Origin of the sequence: Intrasporangium sp., from assembly GCF_036566125.1 — a bacterium.
GTDB lineage: Bacteria > Actinomycetota > Actinomycetes > Actinomycetales > Dermatophilaceae > Intrasporangium.
The window spans coordinates 1-8,373 of record NZ_DATCWX010000062.1; the positions used below are offsets into that span (position 1 = coordinate 1).

At 69.2% G+C, this 8,373-nt stretch carries 7 protein-coding genes and 1 pseudogene; 5 read left to right on the forward strand and 3 right to left on the reverse strand.

All coding sequences use genetic code 11. The annotated features are described in order from the left end of the window. Positions 1-1,733 (reverse strand): alpha/beta hydrolase (locus tag VIR15_RS03695; RefSeq protein WP_331926122.1); only part of this gene is annotated, 1,733 nt, incomplete at its 3' end. Between the two features lie 228 nt (positions 1,734-1,961). Here VIR15_RS03695 and VIR15_RS03700 point away from each other — a divergent pair. Continuing rightward, complete coding sequence (locus tag VIR15_RS03700; RefSeq protein WP_331926123.1) at positions 1,962-2,942, forward strand: YhjD/YihY/BrkB family envelope integrity protein; 981 nt, start codon at positions 1,962-1,964, stop codon at positions 2,940-2,942. 4 nt (positions 2,943-2,946) lie between these two features. Here VIR15_RS03700 and VIR15_RS03705 read toward each other — a convergent pair whose 3' ends face one another. Then, positions 2,947-4,233, reverse strand: coding sequence for a cation:proton antiporter (locus VIR15_RS03705; RefSeq protein ID WP_331926124.1), 1,287 nt, complete (start codon positions 4,231-4,233; stop codon positions 2,947-2,949). A gap of 196 nt (positions 4,234-4,429) precedes the next feature. On the opposite strand from VIR15_RS03705, the gene VIR15_RS03710 reads away from it, so the two are divergent. Further along, positions 4,430-5,917, forward strand: a complete 1,488-nt coding sequence (locus VIR15_RS03710) for a vWA domain-containing protein (RefSeq protein WP_331926125.1) — start codon at positions 4,430-4,432, stop codon at positions 5,915-5,917. 116 nt (positions 5,918-6,033) lie between these two features. Here VIR15_RS03710 and VIR15_RS03715 read toward each other — a convergent pair whose 3' ends face one another. Continuing rightward, complete coding sequence (locus VIR15_RS03715; RefSeq protein ID WP_331926126.1) at positions 6,034-6,339, reverse strand: hypothetical protein; 306 nt, start codon at positions 6,337-6,339, stop codon at positions 6,034-6,036. Positions 6,340-6,356: 17 nt separating this feature from the next. Between VIR15_RS03715 and VIR15_RS03720 the strand changes: the two genes are divergently transcribed. From VIR15_RS03720 to VIR15_RS03730, 3 genes and pseudogenes are all read left to right on the forward strand, one after another. Continuing rightward, positions 6,357-6,653, forward strand: a complete 297-nt coding sequence (locus VIR15_RS03720; RefSeq protein ID WP_331926128.1) for a ferric reductase-like transmembrane domain-containing protein — start codon at positions 6,357-6,359, stop codon at positions 6,651-6,653. Between the two features lie 191 nt (positions 6,654-6,844). Beyond that, entirely contained in the window at positions 6,845-8,245 is a 1,401-nt protein-coding gene (locus VIR15_RS03725; RefSeq protein WP_331926127.1) for a hemolysin family protein, read from the forward strand. After that, positions 8,242-8,373: pseudogene (locus tag VIR15_RS03730) on the forward strand (CNNM domain-containing protein); the annotation flags it as partial. The gene VIR15_RS03725 and the pseudogene VIR15_RS03730, both read left to right, overlap by 4 nt.

Here is an 8,373-nt window from a genome sequence, read left to right on the forward strand (position 1 = left end):
TTGCCGATCGTGTCGCGGAGCGCGGTGAGGACGTCGGGGGTGACTCCCTCAGGCCGCATGACTGCATACCAGGCGTCGACCTGCTCCTCCGTGTACTTGTGACCGAAGCCGCCCGGGACTCCCGTGGAGAACGGGAGGTCAGCGGTGATCTGCCAGAAGGTCACGAACGGGATCCAGATCATGTCGAGCACGTCGTCCCCGTGTGCCTCCCTGATCCAGTCGGGCTCGCTGAAGATGAGGTTCGGGCTCCACCAGACGATCGGGTCCGACGCATGCATGAGGTAGAGCACCCGGTTGCCCTCCCATGGCTTGGCGTCGGGCGGGATGTCCGCACTCGCGTCGCTCGCGAAGCGGACCGTCCGGCCGTCCTTGTAGACCGGCTGGATCTCCGGGCTGCCACTGTCGCGGTGGTCGCTGAACTCGCGGAAGAGGGTGTTGAAGTTCGGCGGCCCGACGAACAGGGTGCCCGCGGTGCGGTTGCGCAGGTCGAACTCGCCGCTGAAGGCCGTCTCCCCGCCGAAGGAGCCCAGGCTCTCCCCCGCGACGAACAACCTTGGCCGGTGGTCGGCCGGTAGTCCGATCCAGCGCTCGTACACGGCGTCGAACAGCGCCCGGCCCGCCTCGCGTGCCTTGGACTGGTCGACGAGGTAGGAGATCCACGAAGGCAGGTGGGAGTACTGCATGGCCACGGCGGCCGAGTCGCCGCTGAGGTACTCGAAGCTGTCGATCAGTGCAGGGTCGACCCAGCCACTGCCCGTCGTCGTGATGACGAGCAGGTCGGCCCGGTCGAAACCGCCGGCCCGAGCGAGGTCGTCGACGGCCAGCCGGGCCCGGGTCTCGGCGTCATCAGCCGAATCGAGGCCCGCGTACGCGCGGATCGGCTCCTGGGCCGCCTGGTGCACGACACGCTCGATGTCATCGGCCGAGGGGCCGGAAGCGGCGAAGGTGCGCCCCTCGCGACCCAACGTGTCCCACGGCACGATGGAGCCCGGGCCACCGGACCGCAGCCCCGTCGTCGGCTGCGTGACTCCTTCCTCGGTGATCGTGTCGCGCACCGCGAACGCCTCGTCGGCGGCGGTCGACAGCCCTTGGAGCAGCACGCCGCTCACCAGCAGCCAGACCGTCGCGGCAGCCAATGCCCAGCCGACCGCTGCCGCGGCCCTCGGACCGATCCACCGGCGCAGGGCACGAGCGAGCCAGCGGTAGAGCCGGCGGACACCGCGTCCGGCCAGGAGCAGCAGGGCGAACAGCAGCACCGCGACGAACGGCGACGCGACGACGAGGGCGATGTTGTACTCGTCGATCTCCATGAGGCGGCGGATCTCGTACTGCCAGTACTGCCCGAACCCGAACGAGACCGCGAGCAGCACGCCCGCCGAGACCGCGAAGGCCCGCCATGAACCAGGGCGCGTCGCGCGAACCCCGCGATCGGCGAAGGCCCGCCAGATCCACGCCGCGAGAACGCCGAGACCGTAGCCGATGGCCGCGGTGATGCCGCACACGATGCCTTGCAGGAGCCCGCCGCGAGGGAGCAGGGACGGCGTGAACGACACTGCCGCGAAGATGACGGCACCCCAGCACCCGGGCAGAGTCAGGTCGACGCGGTTCAGGCCGCGCGCCCGCCCGACGGCCGCCTCCTCCGCGCTGACGGCAGGGGCTGAACCCGACCTGCCTTCCGTGGTCGAGCCCGCGGCCTCACGTACCACTTTGACCTCCCGGACGACGTGGTCCAACCAAGCCTCACCTTACGGCCGCTGGACCGTTCCACACCGAAAACAACGAACCGACAGGCCGGGAGGGCTGGGAGGGCACGCGGGTGCGGGTGGAGCTCAGCGGCATACGACCAATGCCGTATGCCGCTGAGCTCGCTTGCCGAGGAGGGGGGCCTCCCGCTCGGGCGGGGTTCAGGTCGTCAGAGAAGTTCGCCTCCCCTCCCCCACGCATCCGTGCAATCCTCAGTCATGGGCACAGCCGTCGAGCCGCCGGGCGGCACGCCGGCCGGGGCGTCCGGGGGACGCATCGACCAGTTCCGTGCGCGCGCCGAGGCCGCCCGCCGACGTTATGAGGAGCTGGCCCAGCGCCAGCCGCTCTACGGCATTCCGCTGACCTGCCTGGCCACGTACGCCGCCCGGCAGGGGATGCTACTCGCGAGCGCCATCGCGTTTCGCCTGTTCTTCTGGGTGCTGCCCGTCGTCCTGCTCAGCGTGTCGCTGCTCTCGGGCCTCGGACGGTCCGGCCTCGATGCGGCGGCCACCGACGCCACCGGCATCTCCGGCGCGGCCCGGGCCGAGGTGCTGCAGGCGCTGTCGCAGGGCCGTCAGTCGTGGTGGATCCTGGCCGTCATCAGCCTCTTCGGTGTGCTGTGGACCACGATGCTGTTGCGGCGCGCACTTGCCCTCGTCAATGCCCACCTGTGGGCGACGACGTTCGTCAAGCCCCACACGAGGCAGCTCATCATCTCTGTCCTCTTCTTCATCGCGCTCGTGGTACTCCTCGCGTTCAGCTCGCGGGTGGTCGCCCGCCTCGACGGCCTCTTTCCGGGGGGCCTGCTGCTGACGGTCATCGGGCAGTCCGCTCTTGCCGCCGCCTGCTGGCTGGCCGTCATGTGGCAGCTGCCCGACCGACGGTCCCACTGGACCGACCTCGTTCCCGGCGCGCTGCTCTTCGGGGTCGGCCTCGCGCTCATGCATCTGGTCAGCAGGGTCTACCTGCCGGCACGGTTCGAGCACTCGTCCGCGCTCTACGGCTCACTCGGCATCGCCGCGGTCATGCTCGTCTGGCTGTTGCTGTTCGGGCAGCTCGTCGTGTGGAGCGCGATCGTCAACGCGGTGTGGTTCGACTTCCGGACCGTTCGGGAGGCCGGGGAGATCACCGGCTCGGGTGCGACAACCGGCTCGAGGGGAGGCGCGGCGACGGCGTCCGAGGCAAGGTGGGAACCATGAGCCGTCAGCCGGCTTGGGTGCGTTCGCCGGGCGGCGCGACGTGCCTGTGGTGTCGCACCGGCTCGACGGCCTCGGCCAGCTCGACCGTCGGACGCGTTCTCCCCACCCACGACCCGTAGCGCTGCGCCCAGGGCGAGGCGGTGAGGCCGTGAGCGAGGACGCTGATGACGACCGTGGTCGCGATGACACCCACCACCGTGGCGACCGCCGGCTCCGCTTCGAGCGACTCGTACGCGATGAGCGCGAAGATGATCGACGCGAGCCCACGCGGGCCGAACCAGCCGACGAACACGATGGTCTGCGGCCGTAGCCCAGACCCGAGAAGGGAGAGCGCCACGGGGACCATTCGCAGCGCGGTCAAGGACACCAGCGCATAGGCGATGTTCTGCCACGTGACCAGTGCCGCAAGGGATCCCGCCGCGACGGCGCCGAAGACCATCCAGACGCCGAAGCCCAAGAACGTCGACGTCAGGCCGGTGTATGCGACCGTGTCGTGTACGTCTGCGACGCTTGTCTGGCTCGCCGCGAATGCCGTTCCCGCCACGAACGCAGCGATGAAACCGTTGCCGCCCAGCACGTGGGCTCCGTAGTAGCACAGGATCGGAACGGCGACCGCCGCAAGGGGCAGCACGGCACGCTCCGCCCATTCGTGGCGTCGGGCGTGTTGGACGAGGCGGCCGGCGAGGTATCCGGCCGAGCCGCCGACGAAGGCGCCGACGGCAACGTCCAGCACGGCCTCGACGAGACCATGCTCAGTCGAACCGTCGGTAAACCCCGCGGTCGCGGCCGCCGCGAAAAAGACCACGGGAGTTGCCAAGCCGTCGTTGAGGCCACTCTCAACATTGAGGATGCGACGCACCCGTGCCGGTACCACGGGGTTGAGCACCGTGGCACCGCCGAGACCGGCGTCGGTCGGCGCCAAGGCCGCCGCCAACAGCAGAGCCAGCCATACCCCGATCGCTGGGAACAAGGCACGTGCCAGCAGATATCCCGCGCCGATGGTCAGCGGCAGACCGACGAGCAGCAGCCGCACGGTGAAACCCGAGTCCGACCGCAGCTCCCGCGGCTGGAGCTCCGCTGCGTCGTGGAACAGCACCAGCACCAGCGTGACCTCGGCAAGCGTCCGGATCGCGGCGCCCTCGCCCTCGGGCTCGACCACGGACATGACGGCGAGGCCGCCTCCCGCGACGAGGAAGACCATCGGACCGGTCAGATAGGCCCGGCCGAACCGTGCCGACAGGCTGACGAACAGGATGACCAGCACCGCAAACACGCAGATCGCCGCGGCCATCTCAACCCCCCTCGCCGGCATCGTCAATCCGACCCTCATTGTCACGCGGGAGCCACCGCTCGGTCACGCGGGGATCTCAGCGGACACGACGGGTCATCGGTCCGGTCACATCCCGATAACCGTCGCCGTCTCACGCAACGATCCGCTTCTACGGTCGGTCCATCAGACGTCGGGGAAACGACGCGAGGGGATCATCATGGGAGCACCGAACCACCGCAGGCTTGTGTCGCATGCCGCCACCGCGGTGGTGATCGCCGTGGCAGTGACGGCCTGTGGCGCCGGCGGTGCAGTCGACCACGGCGGCAGCGTGTCGGGCCAGCCAGCCCCCGACCAGCGACACCGCCCCACGGATATGACGACGACGGGCGACTTCGCCATGAGCGACCCGGACCAGGACCCACTGTCGACGTTCGCGCTCGACATCGACACCGGCTCCTACACCCGCTTCCGGGACGCGGTGAACCAGGGTCGCCGGATCGCCCCCAGCGAGGTCCGCACCGAAGAGTTCGTCAACTACTTCGAGCAGGGCTACGAGGCCCCGCGCGAGGGGCTCGACGTGAGCATCGACGCGGCCGCCCTGCCTTTCCGTGACGGCCACCGTCTGGTCCGGGTCGGCATCAGGAGCGCGGACGCCGACGACGAATCACGTCCCGACGCGGACCTCGTCCTCGTCGTGGACTGTTCAGGGTCGATGAACGAGGCGGGCAAGATGGAGACGACCAAGATCGCCCTGCGGACCCTTGCCGCGTCGCTGCGGACGACGGACCGGGTCGCCATGGTGTGCTACTCGACCGAAGCGGAGGTGGCCCTCGAACCCACCGCCGCCTCGGACCGCCAGGCGCTCGACGAGGCGATCGACTCCCTGCACCCACAGGCGTCCACCAACGCGGAGGCCGGCCTCACCCTCGGCTACGACCTGGCACAGTCCATGCACACGGAGGGCCGGATGACGCGCGTCGTGCTCGTCAGCGACGGCGTCGCCAACGTCGGCGACACCAGCCCCGGCGGGATCCTCGAGCGGATCAGCACCCAGGCGCGTGCAGGGACGAGCCTGATCTCGGTCGGGGTCGGCATCGACAACTACAACGACCACCTGCTCGAGCAGCTCGCAGACCGGGGCGACGGCTGGCATGTGTACGTGGACACGTCCGCCGAGGCCGAGCGAGTGTTCGCCACTGGACTCACCGGCTCGCTCGTCGTGGCTGCGCGGGACGCCAAGGCGCAGGTCGAGTTCGATGCGGACCAGGTGTCGGGATACCGGCTGCTGGGCTACGAGAACCGCGACGTGGCGGACCGGGACTTCCGCAACGACGCGGTCGATGGTGGTGAGGTCTTCGCCGGCCACGCCACAACCGCGCTGTACGACGTCGAACTGCGCGAGGGCACGAGCGATGCCTCGTTCGTCAGGGCCACGGTCCGCTACCTCGACGCCAACGGCGAGCCGGTCGAGCGCACTCGGCAGCTGAGGGACTCCGAGTGCGCCCCCACCATCGAGCAAGCCTCTCCGCGCCTTCGCCAGAACCTGGTCATCGCCATGCTGACCGACCGGCTCACCGACGGTCCCTGGTCCCACTGGACCGGACCAGGCGACCTGCAGGAGCAGGCTGTCGCCCTGACGGATTCGCTCGACGGTGACCGTGACGTGGCCGAGCTGGTCAGCCTCATCGACCGCGTCACCACCTGAACCAGCAGAGACAGGCACCGAACGCCCAACCCCGATCTGGCATAGGCTGTCGACGTCCACATCCTCAGCTTCAGACGACGGCCGATGTGAGACAAGGCGACCGGGAGTAATCATGCTCATGGCGCTGGTCCTGAAGTGATGGCGCCATGAGGGCAGTCCTGCGCGGTATCGCCTGGCTCGGAGTCTTCGTCGGGATCTGTATGGCGCCGTTGGTCCTGGCACTCATGAGCACGAGCCGACCGGGGCAGGGTTTCTGGACCGACTTCTCGGTCGCTCTCGGCTTCGTCGGCCTGGCCCTGATGGGCATCGAGTTCGCACTGGTGGCTCGCGTCAAGACGGTCGCGGAGCCGTTCGGCACGGACGCGGTCATCGATATCCACCGGCAGATCGGGAACGTGGGCCTGCTCTTCGTCCTCATCCACGTGGCACTCTCTGCCGACTGGAGCCAGCCAACCTATTCACGCCGAGCAACACGCCCACCAAGGTGTTTGTCGGGGCGGCGGCAGCGGCGGCGTCGGTGGTCCTGGTGGCAAGTTCGGTCTGGCGTCGTCGGCTCCGACTGTCCTACGAGCTGTGGCAGGTCCTGCACACCGTGCTCGCAGCGGTCGCGGTGGTCGCCGCCCTGGTGCACGTGCTAGGAGCAGCCGTGCGCCACGTCTATCTGACCCGGATCGCGTTGGCCACGAGCGCGCTTCTGCTCCTCGCCTGCCTCGCGTTTGCCGCCATCCAGAACTGAACCGCACGGCGGGGTCGGAGAGCCCACCACGTGGGGACGGAGCCTTTCCCCGGGAGCCGGCTCAGCGGCATACGGCATCCGTATGCCGCTTGGCTCGCGCCCACGGACTGGCTCACTACGTGGGTGGCCGGCCGTCAATGAGAAGATCGGGGACGCCGGGCATCGTGTGAACGTGTGAGGGGAGTACTGCCGTGGCCGCCGTGCTCTCGGTCCTGCTGGGCCTCGTGGTGGTCGTTGCCATCACCGCCGTCACGGGCTACTTCGTCGCCCAGGAGTTCGCCTACATGGCCGTGGACCGCTCCCGGCTCGGGGCCCTGTCCGCCTCGGGTGACCCCGCTGCCGGGCGCGCCCTGAAGGTCACGAGGCGCACGTCGTTCATGCTGTCCGGCGCGCAGCTGGGCATCACGGTGACGGGGCTGCTCGTCGGCTACGTTGCGGAGCCGCTCATCGGCACGGCCCTCGCGGAGATGCTCGGATGGGCGAGCGTCCCGAGCGGCGTCGGCATCGCGGTCGGGACCGTCCTCGCGCTCCTCGTCTCCACCATCGTCCAGATGCTCTTCGGCGAGCTCGTCCCCAAGAACCTCGCCATCGCACGGCCCGAACCGGTCGCCAAGGCGCTGTCGCGGTCGACCTTGGTCTACCTCAAAGTTTTCGGCTGGCTCGTGTGGGTGTTCGACCAGGCGTCGAACCTCCTGCTGCGGGCGCTGGGTATCGAGCCGGTGCATGACGTCGAGCACTCCGCTACGCGGCGCGACCTTGAGCACATCGTCGCGGAGTCACGCGAGAGCGGCGAGCTGCCGGACGACCTGTCCGTCCTGCTCGACCGGATCCTCGACTTCCCTGCCCAGGACGCCGAGCACGCGATGATCCCCCGCCCGAGGGTCGACGTGGTCCGTGAGACCGACCTGCTCGGCGAGGTGCGGGAGCGGATGGCCTCAGGCCACAGCCGGTACCCGGTGCTCGACGCCGCCGGTGACGTCGTCGGCGTCGTCCACCTGGAGGACGTGCTCGCCACCCGAGAGCCCGACCAGATGACCGTCGGCACCATGGCGCGCGGCGTCACGGTCGTCCCCACCGTGATGCCGCTGCCCGACGTGCTGCGGGAGCTGTCGGCGAATGCTGACAAGCTCGCGTGTGTCGTCGACGAGTACGGCGGTTTGGCCGGCATCGTCACGGTCGAGGACCTCGCCGAGGAGCTCGTCGGCGAGATCACCGACGAGCATGATCCGTTCGAGCCGGATGCACCGGTCCTCGACGACGACGGCACATGGGTCATGTCCGGCGACACCCACATCGACGAGGTCGAGCGTGCCGTCGGTCGCGACCTGCCCCAAGGGCACTACGAGACCATCGCCGGCCTGGTGCTCAGCCAGCTGGGGACCCTGCCGCAGGTCGGCACCGTCGTCGACGTCGACCTCGACCCGGACCCAGGTGACCTCGGGACGGACGATGCGCCGGGTGCCTGGCTCCTCCGGGTCGAGGTGGTCGAGGTGGCGAGGCGGGTGCCCTCGCTCGTGCGGGTCCGCCTGGTTGAGACGACCGAGGCGACGACCGAGGCGACTGATGACACGAAGGATGAGGCGACACGATGAACACGTGGGTCATCATCATCGCGACCATCGTCATCATCGCGCTCAGCGCGTTCTTCGTCGCCGTGGAGTTCGCCCTCATCGCGGCCAAGCGGCACCGGCTCGAGGACGCGGCGGGCTCCAGCCGGTGC

What these genes read in the sequence shown, in the direction of transcription:
- VIR15_RS03700 (WP_331926123.1), top strand. Translation starts at nt 1,962, where the DNA reads ATGGGCACAGCCGTCGAGCCGCCGGGCGGCACGCCGGCCGGGGCGTCC.
- VIR15_RS03705 (WP_331926124.1), bottom strand. Translation starts at nt 4,233, where the DNA reads ATGGCCGCGGCGATCTGCGTGTTTGCGGTGCTGGTCATCCTGTTCGTC.
- VIR15_RS03710 (WP_331926125.1), top strand. Translation starts at nt 4,430, where the DNA reads ATGGGAGCACCGAACCACCGCAGGCTTGTGTCGCATGCCGCCACCGCG.